Source organism: Vibrio sp. 1S139 (assembly GCF_041439475.1).
Taxonomy (GTDB): domain Bacteria; phylum Pseudomonadota; class Gammaproteobacteria; order Enterobacterales; family Vibrionaceae; genus Vibrio; species Vibrio crassostreae_C.
Genome location: NZ_JBGOOD010000068.1, coordinates 1 through 22,589, shown reverse-complemented (window position 1 = coordinate 22,589; position 22,589 = coordinate 1). Strand labels below are relative to the sequence as shown.

The window sequence follows — 22,589 nt, the reverse complement described above, 5'->3', positions numbered from 1 at the left end:
GCTGCTCTTGGCTTAGACGAATCGAACCATCTTCGTCGATTGAGTACGCTAGGTCGCCAGACACAGGCGCATCATCAACCGCTGTTACGCTTACGTCGATGTTTGCTGACACCGTATCGGTGCCGTCTGACACATCGAAGCCGAAGTTTACGTCGCCATTGAAGTTTTCATTCGGCGCAAAGGTGTATGTGCCATTACCGTTGTCGGTAAGAATACCGTCGCCACCGTCGTAGGTCACACTTTCAATAGTAAGGTTGTCACCTTCAATGTCCGTTGCGCCTGTTAATAGGTCTGCATCAGTGAAGATTAACGTGCCGTCTTCTTCAACACTGAATTGTTGGTCTTGTGGAACAGGTAAATCATTTACTGGGTTAACCGTCAGGTCTGCTGAAGCTTGAACGGTATTAGTACCATCTGAGATATCGAAGCTGATATCGATGTCGCCATTGAAGTTCTCATCTGGCGTAATCGTGAAGCTGCCGTCATCATTAGCTACAACCGTTGCATCTCCACCAACCGTAAGGTCGCTAGCTGTCAGGTCATCGCCTTCAACATCTGACGCTTGCGATAGTAATTGCTCTTGGCTTAAACGAATCGAACCATCTTCGTCGATTGAGTACGCTAAATCGCCTGACACAGGTGCATCATCAACGGCAGTTACACTCACATCGATGTTGGCAGAGACCGTATCGGTGCCGTCTGATACATCGAAGCCGAAGTTTACGTCGCCATTGAAGTTTTCGTTTGGCGCAAAGGTGTAAGTCCCGTTGCCGTTGTCGGTCAGGATACCGTCGCCACCATCGTAGGTCACACCTTCAACCGTTAGGTTGTCACCTTCAATGTCTGTCGCACCAGAAAGGAGGTCAGCGTCGGTGAATACAAGAGTTCCGTCTTCCTCGATTTCAAACGTTTTATCTTCAGGAACAGGCGCGTCATTAATCGGGCGTACCGTTAAATCAATTGCGCTGCTAATCGTTTCTTGGCCGTCACTGATGTCGAAAGTAAGGTCAAGTTCACCATTAAAATCAGCTGAAGGAACAACGGTGAAAGTACCATCACCATTGTCTTGAACTGTTGCATCATCACCAACTTGAACGTTAGAAGCAACAAGCTCGTCCCCATCTACATCACTTGCGTATTCGAGTAATTGTTCTTGAGTGAATGTTATGGAGCCATCTTCATCCATGATGTAAGCCAGATCTTGTTCAGCTTCTGGCGCATCATTTTCACTTTCCACTTTGATTTTAAACGTTTCGCTTACCGTTTCAGAATCAAAGTCATCCTCTACTTCGCTAATGGTCTCTTCGTCAGAAGCTTGAACATCAACTGCAAACGTCTCTTCTACTGTTTGTGAATCTAGCTCATCACCAACTTGTTGGTCACCCGACTCTGAAGATGTCGCACTCGGCGCTGCTGAAGTACGCGCAGCTTGGCCTTGTTCTTCATTACCTTCAGCGTCTACACCACCTGTCGCAGCCTCTGCGATATCACCACCTACAGCTTGTGCGCCCGCTCCAGCACCGCCACCACTGCCAGCAGCGTTATCCGAGCCAGCTTCAGAAGCGGCTCCACCAACTACATTGGATTGTGCAGCGTCTGAATCTCCATCACTTTCTGGCGTCTCTTCTTGCACAGCCGCACCAGAAGCAGAGGCATCTTCAGCATTACCTGCACCACTCGGATTTTCGTCTAAAGCCTGGTTAACTTCGTCTGCCGCATCCGCATTTTCAGCACCCGTCGCTATTGTCGACGCAATCGTGTTTTGTTGATTTTGTTGATTCTGCTGTTGGGAGGGCGTACCCGCGTCGTTCGTGTCCGTTTGTTCTACCGCGTCATTTAGATCTTCATTTTGGTTATTTTGGTTATTTTCGCCTGCCATTACAGCCTCCGTTGCTACTAGCTAACTGATCGTATTTATAGAGGCATTAAAGGACATCATTTTGAAAAACCAATTTTTTATACAACATTTTTCATAATTTCTTTTTAAAGAGAAAGAATCAAAAAAAATTTGAAAACTGCCTTTAAAGATCCTTAGTTATTGTGATTAAAGCAATTAAGGGAGTGGAGCGATGATAGACATGACGAATTTGTTGCGCTCGGTCGACAACAACCACAAAGGGCTGCAATTGCTATTAGGCGACTTTTACAATGACTTTTCTGACGCAGCCCTAAATATAGAAGCGCTTCATAAAGGTAATCGTTTTGATGAACTCAACAGTTACTCAAAACGATTGAAGACCATCTTAACGTTGCTTTGCGACCAAGACCTTCCGCCAAAAATGGCCAAATTGGAACACTTGAGTAGACACGAGTTTCCTGCGCCGGAAGATCTAATAGAGGATGTAAAAACTGAATTGCACAACGTCAATCGACAAATCAACCACTTGTTGGATATTAAGGAAGTAATAGATGGCAAGTAACCGAGGTCAGTCATGAGCAATAACCAAATAGAACATCACCTCAGAAAAGCACTTGTTTCCAATAACGAGGCTTCTAAGGTCACAGCTGATGACACTATTGTGCTTGCTAGTGCCATGACCAGCGTTCACAAAACGTTGCTCATTATATTCTTGCTCGCTTTGGTCGCTATCGCCGTGGCGTCACAAGCACGTATTGACATTGTTGTTTCTCTACGTGGAGAACTGCTATTGGAATCGGATGTTGAGAAAGTTCAACATTTAGAAGGCGGGATATTAGAAGAATTGTTAGTCAGAAAAGGGGAAATCGTTTATGAGGGCCAACCTATCGCTCGAATACGCTCACTTGACCGTAACACTCAACTTGACACCGTCAATACTGAAATTATTCAGATAGAGCTCGATAAGATTCGTTATGAAAGCTTACGCGACATGATAGAGCCTAACTTCGACGCTTTCATTGAGAAATACCCTGAGCAAGTTCAGGTCAACATGAATACCTGGAGACAAGAATTCTCTAAAAACCGCTCAAATGAAGAACTCATTACACACGATATTAAGCACAAGAACTCGTTGATCAGTTCAATGTTAAAGCGTCGCAAAAGTTCAGAGAATCAACTCTCTCTGATACGTAAGCAGCTCAACATCAAAAACACCCTCTATAAAGAAGAGATGGCGTCTTATGTCGACGTTCTTAACATGAAAGTACAAGAGTCGAATATGGTGCGTGAGATTGAGAACCTTGACGAATCAGTGATGAATGAGCGTTTCCAACTCGACAAACTGGAAAAGCAACACCGTGACTTGGTTGAGAATCGAAACTCTGAGTACCAAGCACAAATCATTCAAGCGAACAAAGACCTCAAGCTAAAGCGAATCTTACAACCGCAGCATTCCGACAAGGTTGATCGCCTAGTCGTCTACTCGCCAGTCGATGGTGTGGTCGATAAACTTCACTTCAATTTCCGTTCTGCTGTGATTCCGCCAGGAGAAAGTATCGCCGATATTGCCCCAATAAATAATTCGTTACACGGTGAAGCGAAGATCCCACGTAAAGACATGGGATTTGTCGAAATTGGTCAGGCAGTGAAAGTAAAAATGGATACCTATAACTTTGCAAAATACGGGTTTGTTGAGGGAACCATCGCCTCAATCAGCCGTTCATCATACGAAGAAGAAGACGCTGAATTCTATTTAGCTGAGATTGAAATTGACCGAAACTTTCTTGAACGAGGAGGCACTCAATACAAGTTATCACCTTACATGGAGTTTACCGCTGATGTGAAAACAGGCTCGCGTCGCGTGATCGAATACGCTGCGAAACCGGTGATGTCAGCCATCGAGGATGCTTTCGATGAGAGATAATCAATGAGCGGTAAACCTTCGTACAATATTTCCATACCCGCCCTACGTCTAAGCATACTATTTAGCGTGGTATTGGCTGCGCTCGCTTTCTATTTATACTGTTCTTGGTCAAAAATAGATTCAGTCGCACAAGTGCAAAGCGCCCCACTGCTCATACAAGCCCAGAAGCTTAATCAGACCATAGAACAAGATATTCAAACTCTGCAACAGTGTTTAAGTACCAACACTTGCGGCACTAACCAATTCAACCTGGTTAACTTGAAGCTTGAAATTGATGAATTTCGCTCTTTAGCCTCGTTGAACAAAACCGAGTTCAGCTTGGTTGGGGCAACTGAATACACACAACTGGAATTGGCGATTAATCGTTTCTCCGATAGCGCAAAAACACGTAACGACGTATTAGGCTTGTACCTTTCATTGACCAATAACTATCTGCAGATGGACGACAACTATCGCACCATGTTTAACAACCATGCAAATGACTTAATGTCAGAAAAAAACGAGTTCTTTATCTGGTTGTTTATGGTGGTCGTGATATTGGCTGTGATTACGATTCTATCCAACTCAGTTGCTATGTTGAAGCTAAAGAAATCCAGTTCTAACGAACGCGAAATCGACTATGAATTCGATGCCCTGTATCAAGAGCTGAAGCAGCTAGATTTACAACGTCTTGAAGAGCTTCTTAATGAAGTTAGCATCAACCCCAAGCAGCGTCAGATTTACTCTCATCTCAAACTTATTTTCAGTAAATTAGAAGACCAAAAGCGCAATAACGATCTCTACAAACAGTTGTATGCGCTGATCGGTTATGAGATTCGCGGAATTACAAACACCATCAACGGTGGCGTCCAATATCTGGTTCAAGAAACCAATGAAAACGGCGTGTTGATGGCGAACGATATTACCTCTGCGTGTAGCACACTATCTGAATTAGCAGAAAACTATAATCGCTTGATATCACAGGGTACGGAAAGCAAGTCGAAAGAGTTCTCTTTACTGAGTGTGTTATCTGAATTAATGATTCATATCAGTGCCAAAGTACAACGTAATGAAAGCCAACTTGACTGTTTTATCTCTGACAACTTACCCAATCGTGTAGAAGGTCAATCCACCAGCTTGTTCTGGATATTGTTCCTGCAGCTTTCCAATGCCATTCAACTCAAATCAAATAAGAAACTGTTTGTAACGATTGAATCGGGTGCGGCTTCAGACATGGAAAATACCCGTGTCACCATCAACCTCAACTTCTTATCAACACTGGATGTTTCTGTTGCCAAGCTCAACAAACTCCATTGGAGCGCACACAAAGACCATACAGCCAGCACAGATGACTTAGCGAAAAGCGTTCTGAAGGATTACGGATATTACGAGAGCCACTGGTTCCAGTCAGGGGCTCAGGAACGTTTTCAGATCGAGCTTGATCTTAAGGCTAAGAACTTCCACACAGAGAAAACTCGCTTTGATGGCAAGCGTTTACTCTTGTGTGCTAATACTCAAGTTCGCATCGATGTGATGAAGAAAATGCTCAGTAACTTGGGGCTTGATATCACCGAGATTCGCACTGCAAATGAGCTTTTCTCAGCGGCGAAAACGTTCGGTGATTACGATGCGATTATGCTCACCGATACCTTTGAACCCAACAAACTGCCCTCACTAAGTAAGACTGTGAAATCTCAGCTTAAGAACCACCCAAATACCAAGTTACTGTTGTCAGTGACCAACACTCAGCAAGCACAAGAGTGTCATAGCTTCGTCGACAAAATCATCAACGCCCCTGCTATCCCTTATGAGTTCATTCCAAACCTACTCACCATTATGGAAGCGGAAGCATCGGAAGAACAGATGGAGAACAGCTCATTCCTGATCGTAGAGGATGACCGAGTTCAGCAGATTTTACTGAAACGAATCTTGACCAAGCAAGAATACGAACCCGACATGGTTGGCGATGGCGCCGATGCTGTGAAGCACTTCATGAATAAGCGCTCTGACATCATCTTCATGGATTGCATCATGCCGGGGATGGGCGGCATCGAAGCAACAAAACGTATTCGCCAATTCGAACAAGAAAACGAGAAAAACCCTTGTACCATCATAGGTGCAACCGCATTGACCAGCAGTAACGAACACCAGGCTTGTATTGAGGCCGGAATGGATTACGTGATCAGCAAACCTTATAAAAGCGACCAAATCATCAAGGTGATCAACAAGTATGTGGCGGTACAAAAACTTAACTAGCAGCATCATGGCTGCGCTTGTATTAAGCACGACACCTTCAGCATCGGCGACTACCCTGCTTGAAGCGGTAGAGCTCGGCCTGCAAAACAGCCTGTCTCTTCGCGCTAGTGATAAGGGCGTGGAAGAAAACGAGTACAACATTGGTATCAGTCGCTCTAAGTTTCTGCCTTCACTCAATGGTGCTGCCGATACCACATGGAACGAGAATGAAACCTTGCTATCGAGCGTACCCGATGAAACCTCTAGCTATAACTCAAACAGCTACAGCCTTTCGTTATCGCAATCCATATTCAACCTTGGTGACATTTTCAAATATGGGACAGCAAAGCTCGACTTCAATATCGAAGAGATTAAACACGAGAACAAAATCCAAAGCACCATCTCTGAAATTGGCTCACAGTACTTTGAGTATTTGAAAAACAACGCACAGATAAAAGCGACTAAGGTCGAACTTAAATCGTCTGAGACGCGTGAACATCAGATGCGACGCAATGTGGAGCTCGGCAATACAGCCGCTAGTGAGCTGTACGAAGTAATAGCTCAGAAAGAGGGTGTGTCGAACCGATTAAGAACCTTGCAGAAAGATCGTCGCGTCATTCTCAACGGGCTCTCTATTCAAATTCAATACCCTATTACTCCGTCGCAAGACATATACGAAAGCGTGCCTTTAAAAGAGATCAACGAAACAGAACAACGCACGATCATGGATCAGGCGTTAAAGCTGAATAACGATTTATTGATAGCAAAGAAAACCGTAGAGAGAAGCCGCAGAAGCTTAAAAGAGAGCGGTTCGAACTTCTTACCGACCGTATCGCTTTCAGCCAGCTATCGACACGATGACGCCAATAACTTCGACAAAACCGACATTACAGCGACAGGCGAAAGTAACTCAACCAGTGTTGGGTTAAACCTAGCAGTTCCTATCTTGTCTGGTGGCTCTGATTACTACGGCTATCAAAAATCATCGACGGCCATCGAACGTACTGAGCTGCTTTACCAAGATTCGCTTTACACCACACGTAACAGTGTGAATACCTCCGTGCTCAACATTAACGATTTCTCGCAGTCTATAAGCAGTTACGAAAACATCATTCGCGCCAACTACGCGTCTTATAAAGGGATCCAAAGAGCCTACCAATTGGGCACGCGTACTATCACCGACTTGCTGGCGGCGGAAAGTAAACTATTCAGCGCCTTAAGAGACTACGAAAGCGCACGATACGACTACATCATCGAGACCATCAAGCTTGAGCAAATTAAGGGAATACTCTCAATTCAATCTATCGAAAGCGTGATGCAATTAATGAGCGATATTGAGGGACGAGACAATCAAGATTTGGTGCCTAAACATCTTCTCTCAACGGAGTCGTTGAGGAAAGGAGGTCGCAATGCAAACTGAGCAGTTTTCGCAAAAGATCAACATGGCAGATAAGTGTTATCTGACTTTCTCAACGATAATATCGACCCTGTTTGGTTTGGTACTGCCCTTCTCCATTCTGATCATTTTTGACCGAGTGTTACCCAACCAAGCACAAGATACTCTGTTCTTATTGTTCGCGATTATCTTGATTTCTATCTTCCTCGACTATCACTTAAAAAATCAGGAAGAGAAGATTTCCTCTGTCATCATGAGGCAGTTTGAGACCAACTTAACCAATAAGGTATTTCAATCCATCTGTTTGGCGGAAATCTCTAAGTTCCGACGTTTGGAGCCAGGCGAATACCTAGAACGAATCTCAACCATTCCTGAATTGAAAACCTTCTTTGGTGGCGAATCGGTTCGAGCGCTTATCAACCTTGCCGTCAGCGTGATCACTATCCTCATCATAGGACTCATCAACATATGGGCTGGCATTACCCTTCTGATTGCCTCTGTCATCTTGGCTATTTTTGCGTGGAGCCTTTCCAAACAAAAGATTGGTAGTTTGCAGAATAAGTCAGACATCGAAGGGTTAACTACCTCCAAAATCATTGAGATCATCTCTAGCCCGCTTGATATCAAAGCTCGAAATATGGAATACCGCGTTGAAAGCCTGATGACACAAATGGTCGAAGAGCGCGAAGTTGAGAACATCAAATATGAGCAGATTGAATCTAACTTCAGCCTAATATTGGCGCTCATCCAACAGCTTTCTATAGCTTGTGTTGTTGTGGTACTGGCAACGGCCGTTATCAATATGGAATCTAGCCAAGGCATCATGGCCGCGATCATCATGCTAACCAACCGTTATTTTGCGCCTTACCAACAAGTGATGCGCACCGCGAGCCGTTGGGAGTTAAACAAACTCCATATTCAGCGTATCGTTGACCTCCTTGAATTGGCCGCCTCTGTTGAACACCAACATGAAACAACAGAAGTAGAACGTATCTCGGTTAAGTATTCTGAAAAGCAGCGTATCGAGTTCGAACTCGGACAAGCCTATTTGCTGACAGGGAAAAGTGGTTCAGGTAAGACCCACCTCGCTAACTGTATTACGCGTCAGAACAGTGATAGCAAACTAGATATCATGATTAACGACACGCCTTTGGATGACGTCAATTACAACGTTTGGCGTAACAGTGTTCTGATGGTTGATAAGACCAGTTCGTTCGTAGAAGGGACGATTATCGATAACCTCACCTGTTTCCGCCCAAGCTTGAATAACACGGCGTTTGCACTGTGTGAAACCATGAACATCAAAGCTCAAATTGATGGGCTTCCTGCCGGTTTTTATACAGAACTCAAAGGCCATATGCGTAACCCATTCTCACGCCAAGTTGGCTACGCCCTATTATTAGTTCGCGCCCTGCTCGCCAGTAAGCGCGTATTGATATTTGATGACATCGACTGTGTGTTTGATGAGGAATTTGCACGAATGGTTCTCACCAGTACGGCTTATCGAGCCAACGACAAAATCTTGATCATCGCCAGTAATAAAATGGACAAGCTTAACCATCGCCTCAAACGCGTAAAACTTACCGGAGGTGACCAATGAGTATCTTAGTCGACTTCAATAATGTACCGCAACGTGTCTTGGATTTTGAATCCAGCGGATACGACGAACGTTACAGTCAATCGCCACTTATCCGCGGTTTGGCCTACACCTTGATAGCACTCGAATGGGAAGGCACACCCGCGATACTCAGCGATGCTTTTATTCCGAAACACAAAGACAGCGACAGCTTTACAGCAACCATAGAGCGTCTTGGGTATCGCTGTGATGTGACCAAATTAAAGACACTCGAGAATATAGATAAACACCCTCAGCCATGCTTTATTGAAATAGAGAATCTAAGTGCGATTTTCTTAGGCACCAAAGATGGAAAGTTGCTGCTGTTTGATTACACGAACAACAACACCATTGAATACCCAATGTGCAAAAAGCCCTGTTTGCTGATTGCGATTAGCGAATATTCTCGTCTGTTCCGCGAGCCACCTCCGGAATCGCAAGACAGAAGCAATTGGATTAAATACGCTTTCTATCGTTATAACAATGAACTTAAAAGCCTGATCATTCTCAGCTTCGTCATCAGTATTCTCGGTGCATTGCAGCCATTCTTTATTATGAGTGTATATAACTTCGCACTGACTTCGAGCTCCGAAGCCACACTCTATTGGCTAACCTTATTCGCCATTATTGTCGGCTTCTCTGAATACTTTTTTAAGAAAATGCGCGTCAACATTATTGCGACCTCCGGTAAAGACCTCGCCGTGCACATCTCGCAAGCCGTTATATCTAAATTGCTTTGGCTACCCTATGCGATGACATCTACTGCTGGGGTCTCTTCTCAGCTAGCACGTTTGAAAGATATCGATACCTTCCGACGCTTGGTGACTGCCGAATCGACGCTCAGCTATTTTGATATGCCGTTTGTGATCGTATTTATCATCGCCATTGCTCTGATGTCTGGTACAGCGGCATTAGTGGTGATGGGTGGTTTAATCCTGATGTTAGTGTTCTGTATTTACTCTCGCTATATCTACTCGCAAGCCACATCCAAAAGTTCGCGCGCCAATGCGATGGTCTCGTATCAATGGAACGAAATCCTTCGTGGTATCAAAACAATCCAAGGCCTGCCTTTACTTCGTGTCGTTCAATCTCGATTCAGTGCATCGCATATGCAAAGCACCAGCGATGCAGAGAACGTTGCCGTGACTAACAGTAAGATTCAGGCCGCTGGTGGCAGTTTGATTCAAGTGATTGGTACAGCAAGTATCGTGACCGCGGTAATCGGCGTGATGGAAGGTACTTCTGATGCGGGTGCCATGCTCGCAACCGTTATTTTGGTTTGGAAAGCGTTAGGCCCAATCATGGGTATCTATAACTCAATTTCCAAGTTCCAATCGATCAAGGCTTCATCAGCACAGATAAACAACCTGATGTCGATGAATGACGACAAATTGACCTTAGAAAAAAGCCCACCTATTCGCCTGTTCCAAGGAAGCATTGTGGGCAGCGGAGTCAGTCACCGATATGCAGGAGCCGCAACGGGTTTAACTAACTTGGGGTTCAAAATCCCACCCAGTGCCAAAGTGGTCATTTGTGGCCCTACGGGCTGCGGTAAAACCACCTTAATTTCAATCATTGCTGGGTTAGAAGACCGCTATCAAGGCGCTGTATCTGTCGATGGTTACAACATTAAACAGTTCAATAGCTACCGTTATCGCACGTCGATTAACTACATCCCTTTCAATTTGCATATTTTTGAAGGCTCACTTGAGACCAACTTCATTTTACACAACGGACTGATTCCAACAGACAAGATGCAAGAGATGATCAGCTTCTTCGAATTAGATGAATGGCTTCCGGAAGGCTTGGCTACTCAGTTAAGCGTGGATAAATGCAAAAGTCTTCCGAATGGAATTCAACAAAAACTGCGTCTGGCACTTGGCCTAGGTAACTGTGAGCAATCTCTGATTATCATTGATGAACCGTTCAACGGTGCAGAGCAAGAAAACGCTCAATACTTTAATCGCCTGTTCTCCGATAAATTGTTGAATAAGACCGTGATTTTTTCGACTAACGACCCTGGTTTGATCGCAACATCAAACATGAGTTTAGTGTTAGAGCCGGATGGGAATTTGAAATATTTTGGCTTAACAGACAAATACTTAAACAGTTTGAGCTAAATCATAACGCTTACTCACAATTCGTCATTTCGCGAGATGGATGTAATTGACAAAATCATAAGTGAGAGAGATGATTCGATCCAATACCACAGGTAACAAGGAAACAAATGTACACATTCGTTGCAGACAAGCTTGATGTTGCTTACTTATCCGCAATTCCTGAGAATCATATATTTCAGGGCTGTGACGTGCCTGAAGAAGAAATCGAGCTTCGAGAGATCGTTGAGGTTTGGTATGAGTCTGCCTTCCTACCCGCTTTCAATCTTCAGAAAATAGACATTGAGAACAAAGCAGAGCTCACCATCGTACAAATGCACGTATTCAGCAATGATACGAGCACACTCGCCTTCCTACTAAAAAACAGAGTGTATCGCGCCGCACTTAACAGAATGCTCGGTATTTGGACATTAGAACCCTCTGCAAAAACCGTATTAGAGCAACTTCTTTTCGAATTAAGCCTCGATAACAATCGTCCTCATTAGTAAGCTTTTTAAGTGATTCATCAATAAGCATAAAATTAAACAAACTGCCAAACGCTATAAATTACTAATAAAAGAACGCATTTCAAAATAAGCTCTGGAATCACAAGAACTTATACCTCTCCTACACTTACGTAAAATTTACCGTTTCAAAGTTTCCATATCGGCATTTTTATTCTACTGTTTTTATATAACGACAGTTGGATGGATCCTTATATGGCGATTACGGTTTGGAATAACCTTTCAGTCAAACATAAACTCTTTGGCTTAGTTCTACTTCCCATTTCATTATTACTCTTCCTAGCAGGTAGACAGGCTTATATATTAACGACTCAGTTAACCGATTTTGAACGAACCAATCAGTTATCTGTCTATCTTCAAGATATTTCTATTTTGTATAGAAGTACCTTAGCCTCTAGCCCTGAAGAGTTTGCTACTCAAAGCAACCAAGTAAAGGCAGAACTTAAAAACCTGTCTCCCATCATTTTTTTAGACGCATCTGGTGAAATGAATCAACTTGTTGCCGATTTCAGCGAAGCGACCTTATCGACGATGCAAGTGACTGACACTTACGATAAATTGGATGCCCTCGAATGGCAGAGCGATTTATACAAGCAACTGTTACTTGAAGTAGAGAAAGTCCCTTTTGAAAACACTAAACGTGAAATTCAACAGCACCTCACTGCCCTTCAACAACTTGAGTGGTTGATGTTTTGGTCGAACGAAGAGTTCAAGCTTGGTAGTTCACTGATTGAGATCTTCCAAATCAGCCAAGAGTACGACCCAGAACTCGCCGAACAGATCAAAACCTTGAGTGAAAGACAGCAATTGTTCTTAGAGCGCTTTGTTTCATTGAACGCCAACGAACATCAAGTTTCTTTGATGGTTGAAGTGTTTCGAAATGATGTGTTTGCTCAAAGCCAAGAGATAAGAAGCGCGCTACTCGACCTAAATACAATCAGCCAACTGACGCCACAAGAAGTGTCTGTCGGCTTAGAAGCGATGAGCGCACGGCTCAACTTATTACAAAGCCTTGGCGGCGTAATCAAGCAAGAGTTTCAACAAGAAGTTGAGCAAGCCATCTATGACGCGCAAATACAACGAACCCTGTTTATTTCTATCGTCGCTTTGCTGGCAGCGATTGTTATGGGTTTAACTCTTAGCTTGGCGAGACAAGTCACTAACAACCTTAATTTGGTGTTAGCTTTCTTAAAAAGCGAAAATGATGACACGCGCCCTTCTTTAGATAAATTAATCCAAGGTAAAGATGAACTCAGTCTGTTTGCTCAGCAAGTTGAACGATTGACCATCGAACGAGAGCTCGCGAAAGAGAGATTGACGGTAGCAAAAGAAGACGCAGAGAGAGCCAAAGAGGATGCCGAACACGCGAAAGACAACGCAATACAAGCCAGCAAAGCAAAAAGTAGCTTCTTGGCCAACATGTCTCATGAAATTCGCACCCCGCTCAATGGTGTTATTGGTATTTCGGAAATCCTAGCAGATACGCCGCTTACACCGACACAACGTGACTATGTTGATACGATCGAAACTTCATCCCAACTGCTCCTTAGCTTAATCAACGATATCTTAGACTTCTCTAAAATTGAGTCTGGCATGCTATTAATCAGCCCGCATTCTGCATCGATTAGAGAGTCGATATACGACATCGCCTCTATTATGGCACCAAAAGCGAAAGAACAAAGAATATCGATTAACGTTGATATCAGCCCAGATACACCAGCACGCATGATTATAGACGATCACCGTTTAAGACAGATCTTGATGAACTTTATGTCGAATGCGGTGAAGTTTACGGCTGAAGGTGGCGTCACATTATCAATTCAAACGCTCAACAAAGCAGATAACAATGCCACTATTCGATTTGCTGTACGAGACACGGGTATTGGTATCGATTCACTGCAACAAAAACAGATATTTGAACCGTTCGCTCAAGAAGACGATTCAACCACACGTCAATTTGGTGGTACTGGTCTTGGTCTAGCCATCAGTACACAGTTGGTAGAGCTGATGGGTGGTCAAATTCAACTCGACTCCGTCAAAGGTGAAGGAAGCTGTTTCTACTTCGACTTGGTATTGCCTGTTGACTTGATACTGCCAAAACCAAGTACAGCAACGGCTGATATTTATGTGCTGGGTAACGAAAACATGCTCTCCGAGCGAATCGAGTCCGACCTTAACCTTTATGGTTTGAAGGTTACCGATAAAACGAATGATATAACGGCAATTACAGAGCAGCTCTCCACTCAAAAACACACTAAACCTATTACTGTTGTTTTCGCCGAAGATGACGCATTCCTAGCTAATACCCACGCAGATAACTTAGAAAAGCTGCACCAAAACGGCATCACTATCTGTTTGATACGCTCCTTCTTAAGTGAGCCAGCGGATCTTGGTGACAGCGTTACTGCACAAGTCGCACAGCCCCTACTCGGCTTGCGTTTAATTAAAGCTATTGAGCTTTGTGATACTCGAGGTTTGGCGGAACTATCGGAAGCAAGCCAGACATCAGTCGAGATCCAACACAAAATCCTCATCGTTGAAGACAACAAGATCAACCAAAAAATTGCTGGTCTTCATGTCGGTAAAAGTGGTTTTGAATTCGAGTTCGCTAATAATGGTCAAGAAGCTGTGGACATGTTCACCGCTAATCCTCATTACGCGGTGATACTCATGGACTGCATGATGCCGGTTATGGATGGCTTTGATGCAACAAGCAACATCCGAAGAATTGAAAAAGAAACAGAAGCGACGCGACGCATCCCTATCATTGCATTGACCGCCAGTGTCATCGATGACGATATTCAGAGGTGTTTCGACGTTGGTATGGATGACTATGTACCAAAACCATTCAAGTTCGAAATGCTTAAAGAGAAAGTACTCACCGCGGTAGAAGCTATGCCACTACCAGCTTCCTATAAAGCTCAACCTAAGAAACAACCTGCAACTGTCACTCCAATTATCAACGGGGCTGCGACCAAACGTACTTTGCCTGAAGAAGCGGAACAAAACGCAATTCCGAGCAAATCAGAGAGAATCTTGCTAGTCGAAGACAACCGCGTCAATCAAAAAGTAGCTTCTATCATGCTGAAGAAGGCCGGATATGCCTTTGAAATTGCAGACAACGGACAAATTGCCGTTGATATGTACCAGAACGACAGTAGCTTCGACATTATTTTGATGGATTGCATGATGCCTGTTATGGACGGTTTCACGGCAACTAAGGAGATTCGAGAACACGAGAAAAACCAAGGCTTAAGCAAAACTCCTATTATCGCGTTAACCGCCAGTGTTATCGATGATGATATTCAAAAGTGCTTTGATTCCGGAATGGATGGATACGTAGCGAAGCCCGTAAGAAAAGAAAAGCTATTCCATCAAATAGAAAGTGCGACTTGTTAGGAGATACCTCATGGATTGGATTAGAACAATAAAAACACTTCCCCGCAGAGTCATGTTGCCAGTCGCGGTAGGGCTATTAGGAAGCTTGCTTTTTCTAAGCCCTGCTCACGCCGCTGAAGATTATGCCATATTTTCTTTAGACTCCGGATTTGAAGAGATATCAATAAACAAAGCGCGAAAGCTCTATAGAGGGAAAACTAAGCACCTCAATGGCAAACGTGTTGAACTGTCTGATTGGCCTGAGAACAGTGCCGAAAGAGAGGACTTTTATCAGCTTTTGCTTGGAAAAAATGCCGCTCAAATGAATGCACACTGGGCTGGTTTATCTTTTTCAGGAAAAGCGCGTTATCCAAGAGAAATCAAAACGGCGTCAACCGACAGCTTAGTCGACTGGCTTGATGACAAACCAAACCGTATTGGTTACTCCCCACTCTCTTCGGTTCCTCAAAATGCCAACGTTCTCTACGTTATAAGTTCGGAGAAATAATATGAAAAGAATAATTACGTCAGTGTTATGTGCCTCAATGGCCTCTCCGGCTTTTGCGAATATCGAACTTACCGATAATTTATCCTTGAGTGGCTTTGGCTCAACGTCTTGGGCAACATCGGATAACGATAATCCATTAATCATCAACCGCGGTTTTACTGATGAGAGCTGTTACGACTGTGATACCACATTTGGTGTTCAACTCGATTACTTCTACAACTCATTCAAAGCTTCCGTGCAAGTTGTCAAGCCACCCCAATATGATTGGAGTGAGCCGCAGCTAGAGTGGGCTTACTTAGGTTATGAATTTAATGACTTTGATGTCAGCATTGGTCGATTACGACTACCATTATTCCTTGCCTCTGAGTACTACTATGTGGGCCAAGCCTATATGACAGCAAGGCCACCGACAGAGGTGCATAACAGCGTTCTCGGAGACACAGCTTTCAACGGTATAAAAGTGAGCTGGACTCATGATGTCAGTGATAAAGCAACGCTATTGCTCTCACCTTTCTTCGGTGTAAAAGACAAAAACAAAGTTGACTTTAATTCGAGTACAGAGCTGGAATTTGAAACCAACCGAATGTTCGGTGCCAATCTTCAATTGAGCGGTGAAAACTATCGTTGGAACTTGTCATTCCTCGACTCCAATTTTGATCAAACCGTTTCTGGCACGATTACAATCCCTGGGACTTCGATAACAGCTCCATTCAGTAGCAAACAAGACAACCAACACATTCAACTTTGGTCGTTAGGTGTTGAGTATGAATTAGGTCAAGCGGTGCTTGCAAGTGAAGGACAGATCAGTGACATCTCGTCCTCGATGTACGCTAGTTTGGGCTACAGACTAGATTTATTCACTCCATACGTCGTTTACGGAGCAGAGTTTGATTCTCACGAACACCTAAAAGGAAACAGCTACCTAATTGGTGTGGATTACGATGTGTTACCTAACGTCTCCATCAATGGCGAAGTGCAATATTTTGAGGCTCGTAAAGCAAACGGTGCCTTTGTTGAGAATTTCAATGCACTTACTGGTTTTGATGACAAAGATGCCGTCCTTTATACGATCATGTTGAGTTTCGTCTTCTAACCCAAATCCTTTTCCAATTACGCCAGACGAAACTGGCGAAGAGTTTATGGTAAGTGCAACGAATCCATATGTAAGCAGCACTGGGTATTCGGTACTCAAGCAAGGAGGTAATGCAGTCGATGCAATGGTGGCGATGCAGATGACAATGTCGGTGGTTGAACCGGATATGACTGGGATTGGCGGCGGTACTTTTGCGCTGTTTTACCAAAAAGACAAAGACCAAGATTGATCGCACCAAACCTTACGACCCAACTGGTTTGCTCGTCGAAAAGAAAACCTACGCCGAAATGTTAGTACCAGAGTTCATGCAGCTCGGTTATCCGGTGCATGTCATTCCAGTCGTCAGTGGCTTGAATGCCATTGAAGTCAAAGATGGCAAGATCTATGGCGCGACCGACAGACGCCGTGCATCAAGCTCTATGGGTGAATAATAAAACGAAATGGGCAAGTAACAGGCTTGCCCTTATTTTGTCTTTAGTTGCTTGAACCTCGTCTAAGCAGTTCATGGATGCGAAAAAGCCAGTCGAACGTGTCGACTGGCTTTTCATTATAGGCTTCGCTAATTACTCATTAGGATATTATGAGCTTGGCGCTACTCGTTTATCTTTCAACTGATCAATAACATAGTCAGGAGCTACTTTACCTAGCTCACCTAAGCAATCATCGGTCTTTTCATTTCCGTAGCGCACATAGATATCGCATACCGCGTATAGCTGCTCTGGAGAACCAGAGATCAAATATGCTTTCTCGAACGATTTAGTCGACTTGTCGATATCCAACTCTTCTTGTAATACCCCATTTAGGTACCAGTAGTAGCTGTTATCTTTCGCTAGCTTCGCAGCCACTTCAATCTCTTTGGCTGCCGCAGTTTTGTCTTCAAGGCGAACCAGAGTCAACGATTTCGAATAATGCAGAGCGGCGTTGTTTGGCACGCTCTCCAAACCACGATCTAATACTTCGACTGCTTGCTTATCTTTGTTCTGAGCTCGAAAATTATCTGCGTAGCTCAACCAAACTTGCGCTTCTTTTGGATGCGTATTGATCAGCTCTAGATAAACCGTTTCCGCCTTATCCCAATCATTGTGCCAACGAAGCACATCAGCAAACAGTAATTGGTACTTTTCAGATTCTTGCGTTTCCAAGAAGCTAATAAGCTCTATGACTGGTGGTTCAATTTGTGCTTTCTGCTCGTCATCCAATGCATTGAAGTCACGGACTAGGTTTGACGTTGCCGTATGGCGAACCATGGTATCGCTGTCTTTTAGCAAGGGTGAAACTAACGCCCAGCGATGTTCAAGTTGGTAAGGTTCAGAACCGATAACCGCCGCTTCACGAACTTCAGGGTTTTGATCTTTTAAGCCTCTTGCCGCCGCCACCAGCGCATTTTGGCTTGGATATGAAGCAAGCTCTTGCAGTGCACCAGTACGATTTTCAACAGATTGATTCTGATCTTGTGCCATGTAAGACAACTGTTGAATGCGGGTTTGAGTGTCCGTCATTTCAAGCACTTGATTGATATTTTGTGCTGGCGCGTCAACCGTTTGTTGAACGCTATTCGCAGCCATCGCAGACGTTGAAATTAATGCGGACGTTGAAATCAATAAAGCAACAGCCGTCGCTAAACTCTTCTTCATCATAGTATTACCTTAAACTGGAGAACTTAGCCTGTCCCTAGACTCGTATCTGATTAAATTTTTCTTGGACCTGTTGATCCAAAGAACGAGTTAAAACTTGGTCTCGAACGTAGCTTGTTGCGCCTGTTTTGCTCGATGCGCCATCAATACTGAGTCACTGAATTTGCCATGAGCAACCGGATGCCCCATCGCACGAGCGATATAAGCCATCGACTTGTCGACATGAGAAAAGAACTTGTGCCAACCAGCACATAAGTAGTTCAAACCCGGTTCACCTACACGAGTTTTGATAAAGCGGTTCTTAGGGCACTCACCATGACAAGCGAACTTGTAATCACACTGCTGACATTGACTGGTCAGTGTACGGGATTTAGCAAAACCAAACTTTTGCTGTGGTGCGCTGTACGCCAAATCATCAAGTTTCTCGTGATGAATATTGCCAATCTTGTATTCAGGGTAAACATAATGGTCGCATGAAAATACGTCGCCATTTGGCTCCATTGCCAAGCCCTTTCCGCATATCTCATTCAAGGTACACAGTGGGTTCGGACGCCCAATCCATGTTTCTACGCTCGCTTCAAAATACTGAACAAACACCTTGCCGATGTCGTTCTTGGCCCACTCGTCAAACACAGAAATCAAGAAGTTACCCCAAGCCAAGTCCGACACACACCACGATTCCATGATTGAATCTTTATGGCCGGGGATCAGGCGTTTGTCGCCTTGTTTAAGCTGCTCGCTTACTTGGGATGTTTGTGGTGCAATCGTTCGGAACGTTTTCTGTTCAACGATAGGAATAAACTGCATTTGCGGTGACTTCACCACATCACGTAGGAAGCGATAGACCTCAAGTGCATTTTGACTGGTGAGGTTATTCACACAGGTAAGCGTTGCGAACTTCACTTGGTGTTTGTGCAGCAGCTCCACAGCCGCCATCACTTGTTTGAATGTGCCACGGCCAGCTCTGTTAACACGATAAGCATTGTGCAGCATTTCAGGACCATCAATACTCAAACCGATCAGGAAGTTGTTCTTCGCAAGAAACTCAGCCCAATCATCATTCAACAATGTACCATTGGTTTGTAAGTCGTTTGAAATCAATACACCTTCAGGTTGGTACTTTTTCTGTAGCTCAACCACGCGTTCAAAATACGCCAAGCCTAGCATGGTCGGTTCACCGCCCTGCCATGAGAAGATGATTTCTGCCGTGTTTTGACCTTCGATGTATTGTCGGATGTAGGTTTCTAACGTCTCATCATCCATTCTTGGAGAACTGCCTTTCTTGTACTCCAACAAATCTTGCTTACTTAGGTAGTAACAATATTTACAGTCAATGTTGCATGCTGCGCCAATCGGCTTAGCCATGACATGCAAGCGCTTAGACGCTTTACCGTTATATTGTGGACCTTGAGTAATATGCATGATTTACCTACCTATTTTAGTATTCTGGACCCATCATAATTCCTATTCGAACAGGTGACATGTTATACCCTTTATAACCAATAGGAATGACCTTAAACGTTAGAATTAGACCCTATTTCGAACATCTGAGGCACGTGATGAAATTTCTTAATTACAAACAGTTAGCAACAATTAGCAGCGTCACCATGACTATCCTTCTGAGTGGCTGTGCAAGCGTGCCTACACACCCCATCGCCCAACAAATTGACCAAGAGATGGTGTTGGTTGAAGGCGGCACATTCACCATGGGGTCGAACGGTCCAGAAGCGACCAAAGCAGAGCGTCCTGCACGTAATGTAACTGTAGATAGTTTCTATATTGCGAAGTTCGAGGTGACTCAAGAATTGTTCGAATCGGTGATGGGTTCATCTCTCAGTTATTTCCAAAACCCACAAGTTCCGGTCAATAACCTTAGTTGGCAGCAAGCAAACTATTTTGTTGAGCAGTTGAATGAATTAACGGGTGAAGAATACCGTCTGCCTACTGAAGCTGAATGGGAATTTGCAGCCAAAGGTGGCAATAAAAGTAAAGGCTATACTTACAGTGGTTCCAATAACTTAGATGATGTTGCGTGGTACTCAGCAAATTCTAAAAATAGCGCACATCCAGTCGGGCTAAAGAAACCAAATGAACTAGGCTTATATGACATGACAGGAAACGTGGGCGAGTTTGTTATCGATGCCTTCGATGACACCTTCTACCGATTCGGTCCAACAGACAACCCTAACAACGCAAAACACAGCGACGTCGGTTTATCACACAAATCGGTTCGCGGTGGCAGCTTTGCTTATGACGAAAATGAATCTGAAAGTTACCGTCGTGACTTCGCAAGCCAATCGATCACTATGTCAGATATGGGGCTGCGTTTAGTTAAGGATGTGAACTAGCTAACGAAGCGAACTAACTAAAGATGCCGAAGGTTATGGTTCACTAATCGTCACCAACAATACTAAAAATACGATTCGCACTGCACACACGTTACAAATCTGGCCAAACGTTGGAAACCTGACCAAACATTAGAACTCAGCGGCAACTGTGAATAAGGAAACTCTATGCAATACACCAAGCTTTCAGGACTAACCCTCGCGTTACTCTGCGCTCTCCCAGCTTCAGCTGAGGAAAAGCCAAATCTAGTCCTTCAAATCACGGTAGATGGCCTGCGCGCAGATCTAATCGAACGATATAAGCACAACTTCGGTGAAGGCGGTTTCCGGTACTTAATGGATGATGGTACCTACTACACCAACGCAAACTACCAACATGGCAACACGGAAACGATCGTGGGCCATGTGTCGCTTGCAACAGGTGCTCCACCGAGCGTACACGGCATGGTAGGTAACGTTTGGTATGACCGTAGCGAAGAACGTTTGGTGTATAACGTAGAAGACGGTAACTACCAAATGCTGACCTCTGGTGCAGGTGTCGATAAAGCAACAGAGATCGACCCAACGCAGAAGACAGCACAAGGCGATGGCCGCTCTCCAGAGCCAATACTCTCCACCACGTTTGGTGACGAACTGACGATTTCCAATAGTGGCAAATCAAAAGTATTCGGTGTATCAGTGAAAGACCGCGGCGCAATCTCATTGGCAGGACACAGTGGTAAAGCCTTCTGGTTCTCCAAAGCACAATCGGAGTTTGTCACCAGTAACTATTACTATGACGAGTATCCAGATTGGGTATCACGCTGGAACGAGAAAGCGATTGCTGCTCAGTATTCCAAACAGAAATGGGAGCTCTCATTACCGCGTGATAAATACACGTTGCAAGAACACGATACCGAACACAAAGTGAAACTCGGTGACTTCCAACGCACCTTCCCTCATCCTTATGGCCCGGCAAGTTACAAGTACTACAGCACAACGCTAACCGTCAGCCCTGCTGGTGACGAAATCACGGAAAACTTCGCTAGCACCTTGTTGATGCAAGAGAAGCTTGGCCAAGGCGACGTGACCGATTATCTGTCAGTGAGTTTCTCATCAAATGACTACGTGGTGCACCTTTACGGCCCTGAAAGCCTAGAAACAGAAGACAACCTTATCCGACTTGATAAGACTCTCGCTAAGCTTTTCAAAACCGTGGATAACCAAGTCGGGCTAGAAAACACATTGATTGTGCTGTCTGCCGACCACGGTGTACCTGAATCTTCACCTGCGGCAAATGCGCTTGGTTTCAATCAAGCTCAATACTTCAATAAAGACACACTACTCTCGAGTGGTGTTGAGAAACGATTGAAGGATGAATTTGGTTTAACCAAAGACGCGATTCGCTTGTACGCACAACCTTACATCTATCTGAATCATGATCTGATCGCTGAGAAGAAGCTTGATCTGGCTAAGGTCCAAGAAGCTATTGCGGATGAAATTGCAAAAGTGAAAGGTGTTGCGTTTGCTGTATCAAGTAGTGACATTGCGGCTAACCGAGTACCGGATACGCATGTGATGCAGCTAATTAAAAACAACTACCACCCTGCTCGTTCTGGCGACGTGTACGTAGTATTTGCACCGCGCAGCTACATTAACGACATGGAAGGCCTCCAAATTGCCTCTACACATGGTTCTCCGTGGAAATACGACACTCATGTGCCTGTGATCTTTGCAGGCTACGACGTTGAAGCTAAGAAGGTATCGCGACCAGTGACGCCATATGACATTGCGCCAACGCTTTCGAACAAACTGGGTATCACCCAACCAAGCGGGTCAATCGGAGAAGTGCTGCAAGAGATCACTGAGTAGACTCAATCTCTAAGGTTTCGTGAGCTAGATTTCGAATCCAGCACCCACTCAATAAAAGAGCCGTTTATCTGTTTCTGACTCACTAGGTCGAAACAAATAAGGTTCATCGCGGATTAGCGGGAACTAAAAACAAAAACGGTAGTAAGTGATATG

General features: G+C 44.3%; 16 protein-coding genes and 1 pseudogene. 14 read left to right on the top strand and 3 right to left on the bottom strand.

Translation table 11 applies throughout. The features are described from left to right. Positions 1 to 1,879 (bottom strand): tandem-95 repeat protein (locus ACED46_RS18325; protein WP_371722107.1); only part of this gene is annotated, 1,879 nt, incomplete at its 3' end. 190 nt (positions 1,880 to 2,069) lie between these two features. On the opposite strand from ACED46_RS18325, the gene ACED46_RS18320 reads away from it, so the two are divergent. The 12 genes and pseudogenes from ACED46_RS18320 to ACED46_RS18265 all read left to right on the top strand — a co-directional run. Continuing rightward, positions 2,070 to 2,420 carry a hypothetical protein gene (locus ACED46_RS18320; protein ID WP_065584860.1) on the top strand — a complete coding sequence of 117 codons (351 nt, stop codon included), beginning with the start codon at positions 2,070 to 2,072 and terminating at the stop codon, positions 2,418 to 2,420. A 12-nt stretch (positions 2,421 to 2,432) separates the two neighbouring features. Then, on the top strand, positions 2,433 to 3,782 hold the full coding sequence (locus tag ACED46_RS18315; RefSeq protein WP_371722105.1) for an HlyD family type I secretion periplasmic adaptor subunit: 1,350 nt from the start codon (positions 2,433 to 2,435) through the stop codon (positions 3,780 to 3,782). Between the two features lie 3 nt (positions 3,783 to 3,785). Further along, positions 3,786 to 6,017 (top strand): response regulator, encoded by a 2,232-nt coding sequence (locus ACED46_RS18310; RefSeq protein WP_371722104.1) that lies wholly within the window; start codon positions 3,786 to 3,788, stop codon positions 6,015 to 6,017. Beyond that, positions 5,992 to 7,416: a TolC family protein gene (locus tag ACED46_RS18305; RefSeq protein WP_371722103.1), complete on the top strand. Its 1,425-nt coding sequence runs from the start codon at positions 5,992 to 5,994 to the stop codon at positions 7,414 to 7,416. Before ACED46_RS18310 ends, ACED46_RS18305 begins: the two co-directional genes overlap by 26 nt. After that, on the top strand, positions 7,406 to 8,992 hold the full coding sequence (locus tag ACED46_RS18300) for an ABC transporter transmembrane domain-containing protein (protein WP_017060462.1): 1,587 nt from the start codon (positions 7,406 to 7,408) through the stop codon (positions 8,990 to 8,992). The genes ACED46_RS18305 and ACED46_RS18300 overlap by 11 nt, the downstream gene beginning before the upstream one ends. Continuing rightward, positions 8,989 to 11,127, top strand: a complete 2,139-nt coding sequence (locus ACED46_RS18295) for an ATP-binding cassette domain-containing protein (RefSeq protein WP_017064681.1) — start codon at positions 8,989 to 8,991, stop codon at positions 11,125 to 11,127. The genes ACED46_RS18300 and ACED46_RS18295 overlap by 4 nt, the downstream gene beginning before the upstream one ends. A gap of 107 nt (positions 11,128 to 11,234) precedes the next feature. Next, positions 11,235 to 11,609: a hypothetical protein gene (locus ACED46_RS18290; RefSeq protein ID WP_229648369.1), complete on the top strand. Its 375-nt coding sequence runs from the start codon at positions 11,235 to 11,237 to the stop codon at positions 11,607 to 11,609. A 213-nt stretch (positions 11,610 to 11,822) separates the two neighbouring features. Continuing rightward, a complete protein-coding gene (locus ACED46_RS18285; RefSeq protein WP_371722108.1) occupies positions 11,823 to 15,026 on the top strand; it encodes a response regulator in 3,204 nt (1,067 codons plus the stop codon). 10 nt (positions 15,027 to 15,036) lie between these two features. Continuing rightward, the gene (locus tag ACED46_RS18280; RefSeq protein WP_017060466.1) at positions 15,037 to 15,513 is read left to right on the top strand and encodes a hypothetical protein; all 477 of its coding nucleotides are present in this window, start codon (positions 15,037 to 15,039) and stop codon (positions 15,511 to 15,513) included. Between the two features lies 1 nt (position 15,514). Further along, positions 15,515 to 16,606, top strand: coding sequence for a sulfate ABC transporter permease (locus ACED46_RS18275; RefSeq protein ID WP_371722102.1), 1,092 nt, complete (start codon positions 15,515 to 15,517; stop codon positions 16,604 to 16,606). 46 nt (positions 16,607 to 16,652) lie between these two features. Then, positions 16,653 to 16,835, top strand: a complete 183-nt coding sequence (locus ACED46_RS18270; protein ID WP_029222748.1) for a gamma-glutamyltransferase — start codon at positions 16,653 to 16,655, stop codon at positions 16,833 to 16,835. Continuing rightward, a pseudogene (locus ACED46_RS18265) lies at positions 16,825 to 17,037 on the top strand (gamma-glutamyltransferase); the annotation flags it as partial. The gene ACED46_RS18270 and the pseudogene ACED46_RS18265, both read left to right, overlap by 11 nt. Before the next feature lie 147 nt (positions 17,038 to 17,184). Here ACED46_RS18265 and ACED46_RS18260 read toward each other — a convergent pair. Next, a complete protein-coding gene (locus ACED46_RS18260; protein WP_371722101.1) occupies positions 17,185 to 18,243 on the bottom strand; it encodes a hypothetical protein in 1,059 nt (352 codons plus the stop codon). A gap of 87 nt (positions 18,244 to 18,330) precedes the next feature. After that, a complete protein-coding gene (locus ACED46_RS18255; protein WP_371722100.1) occupies positions 18,331 to 19,662 on the bottom strand; it encodes an anaerobic sulfatase maturase in 1,332 nt (443 codons plus the stop codon). Positions 19,663 to 19,799: 137 nt separating this feature from the next. Here ACED46_RS18255 and ACED46_RS18250 point away from each other — a divergent pair, with 137 nt between their 5' ends. Further along, a complete protein-coding gene (locus tag ACED46_RS18250; RefSeq protein ID WP_017060470.1) occupies positions 19,800 to 20,588 on the top strand; it encodes an SUMF1/EgtB/PvdO family nonheme iron enzyme in 789 nt (262 codons plus the stop codon). Positions 20,589 to 20,753: 165 nt separating this feature from the next. Next, entirely contained in the window at positions 20,754 to 22,436 is a 1,683-nt protein-coding gene (locus ACED46_RS18245; RefSeq protein ID WP_017069461.1) for an alkaline phosphatase family protein, read from the top strand. Positions 22,437 to 22,589 lie beyond the last annotated feature (153 nt).

Coding starts and splice junctions, on each gene's coding strand:
- ACED46_RS18320 (WP_065584860.1), top strand. CDS start 2,070: ATGATAGACATGACGAATTTGTTGCGCTCGGTCGACAACAACCACAAA.
- ACED46_RS18315 (WP_371722105.1), top strand. CDS start 2,433: ATGAGCAATAACCAAATAGAACATCACCTCAGAAAAGCACTTGTTTCC.
- ACED46_RS18310 (WP_371722104.1), top strand. CDS start 3,786: ATGAGCGGTAAACCTTCGTACAATATTTCCATACCCGCCCTACGTCTA.
- ACED46_RS18305 (WP_371722103.1), top strand. CDS start 5,992: ATGTGGCGGTACAAAAACTTAACTAGCAGCATCATGGCTGCGCTTGTA.
- ACED46_RS18300 (WP_017060462.1), top strand. CDS start 7,406: ATGCAAACTGAGCAGTTTTCGCAAAAGATCAACATGGCAGATAAGTGT.
- ACED46_RS18295 (WP_017064681.1), top strand. CDS start 8,989: ATGAGTATCTTAGTCGACTTCAATAATGTACCGCAACGTGTCTTGGAT.
- ACED46_RS18290 (WP_229648369.1), top strand. CDS start 11,235: ATGTACACATTCGTTGCAGACAAGCTTGATGTTGCTTACTTATCCGCA.
- ACED46_RS18285 (WP_371722108.1), top strand. CDS start 11,823: ATGGCGATTACGGTTTGGAATAACCTTTCAGTCAAACATAAACTCTTT.
- ACED46_RS18280 (WP_017060466.1), top strand. CDS start 15,037: ATGGATTGGATTAGAACAATAAAAACACTTCCCCGCAGAGTCATGTTG.
- ACED46_RS18275 (WP_371722102.1), top strand. CDS start 15,515: ATGAAAAGAATAATTACGTCAGTGTTATGTGCCTCAATGGCCTCTCCG.
- ACED46_RS18270 (WP_029222748.1), top strand. CDS start 16,653: ATGGTAAGTGCAACGAATCCATATGTAAGCAGCACTGGGTATTCGGTA.
- ACED46_RS18260 (WP_371722101.1), bottom strand. CDS start 18,243: ATGATGAAGAAGAGTTTAGCGACGGCTGTTGCTTTATTGATTTCAACG.
- ACED46_RS18255 (WP_371722100.1), bottom strand. CDS start 19,662: ATGCATATTACTCAAGGTCCACAATATAACGGTAAAGCGTCTAAGCGC.
- ACED46_RS18250 (WP_017060470.1), top strand. CDS start 19,800: ATGAAATTTCTTAATTACAAACAGTTAGCAACAATTAGCAGCGTCACC.
- ACED46_RS18245 (WP_017069461.1), top strand. CDS start 20,754: ATGCAATACACCAAGCTTTCAGGACTAACCCTCGCGTTACTCTGCGCT.